2 protein-coding genes and 1 pseudogene are annotated in these 1,492 nt (G+C 65.5%); all 3 read left to right on the top strand.

What is annotated here, in order from left to right; translation table 11 throughout:
- Positions 1-186 (top strand): annotated as a pseudogene (locus AB4Y86_RS18750) (ABC transporter ATP-binding protein); the annotation flags it as partial.
- Positions 187-211: 25 nt separating this feature from the next.
- Positions 212-1,132: a fumarylacetoacetate hydrolase family protein gene (locus AB4Y86_RS18745; protein WP_441403640.1), complete on the top strand. Its 921-nt coding sequence runs from the start codon at positions 212-214 to the stop codon at positions 1,130-1,132.
- Positions 1,129-1,492: nuclear transport factor 2 family protein (locus tag AB4Y86_RS18740; RefSeq protein ID WP_441403639.1), on the top strand; the 364-nt coding region annotated here is incomplete at its 3' end. The genes AB4Y86_RS18745 and AB4Y86_RS18740, both read left to right, overlap by 4 nt.

Raw genomic sequence — 1,492 nt, 5'->3', positions numbered from 1 at the left:
ACACACGACATCGACGAAGCGTTGTACCTGGCGGACAAGGTGATCGTCCTGGCGGAGAAGCCCGCCACCGTGGTGGACGTCATCGAGACCGGGTTCGGCGACCATCGCGACCAGGTCGAAACCAAGGCGGACCCGCGTTTTGCCGAGGCGCGGGCGCGCATCCTCCACCGACTGCGGGACCACTAGTGCCAGTTTGCCGAGAGGACGCGAAGTGAAACTGGGAACCATCGAACGCCCCGGAGGCAGCGCCGTCGTCTTACAAGCAGGCGAGCACGAGGTGGCTGTCTTGCCGGGCTTCAGCAGCGTGGACGAAGTAGTGCAGACAGACGAGGCCACGTGGCGGGCGGCGGCCGCCGAGGCCTTGCGCAGCGGGCAACGGCTGCCATCCGCCGGGCTGTCCTGGCTGCCGCCGGTGGTCCGGCCCGGCAAGATCCTCTGCGTCGCGCTCAACAACAGCGCGAACCCCGATCGCATCATGTCCGGTCCGGACACTCCCGCGATGTTCGTCAAGCCGTCCTCCTCCTTGGTGGGGCACGGCAAGCCGATTGTCACGAAGCCTTCCTATGGGCGGGTTCATCCCGAGCCGGAGCTCGCCGTGGTCGTGGGCACCGGCGGGGCCGACATCGCAGAGGACGACGCCCTGAAACACGTCTTCGGTTACACGATCCTCAACGACATCACCTCGCCAACCATGCGCGATACGGATACCTTCCACTACCGGGCGATCCATCCGAGTACGGAAGAACCCGAGGGTGTCCGATACGTGGATAGCTGGGTGAGCTACCCTGCCCGGTACAAGGGATCTGACACTTTCGGGCCGCTCGGTCCCTGGGTCGCAACGRCCGAGGATATCCCGGACCCGCACGCGCTCCGCATCACGTGCAGCCACGACGGCCGCGTGGTGACGGACGATAACACCGCCAACCTCCGCTTTAGCGTGGCCCAGGTTATCGCCTTCGCCTCCGAGTACCTTGCGCTGGAACCAGGTGATGTCATCGCCATGGGTACGGCACTGCGCCGGTCCGCCAAGGGAGGCGCCGTGCAGAACCTCGACCTCGCAAAGGTGGGCGGCTCCGTGGCAGTTGAAATCGAGGGGATCGGGGTGCTCTCCAACCCCGTGGAGTGCCGGTGACAGTTTTGACTCCGGAGGATCGCGCCGCCATTGGCGATCTCAATGCGAGGTTCGCCTGGGCACTTGACCTGAAGGAATACGACTCGCTGCGGGACCTCTTCACCCCTGACTGCCACTATGCCAGCACGGGCGGGGAGTTCTTCGGGGTGGACCAGCTCATCGAAGCCTTCCGCGCTCGCACCGGCACCCGCACCACACGCCACGGTCAGGGCAACCTGCTGTTGGACGGGGTCACAGCGTCCACGGTGAACGGGCGGGGGAGCTGGCACACGTTTGCGAGCAACGCCGAACCACCCCAGGGCGTGGACGTGTACATGGTGGCGGACTTCCGCGATAGGTATGTCCTCGCCAAGGGCACCT

Source organism: Arthrobacter sp. 2YAF22_2 (genome assembly GCF_052114645.1).
Taxonomy (GTDB): Bacteria; Actinomycetota; Actinomycetes; order Actinomycetales; family Micrococcaceae; genus Arthrobacter.
Note: the sequence above shows the minus strand (reverse complement) of the source record. Positions and strands in the feature narration are given on the sequence as shown.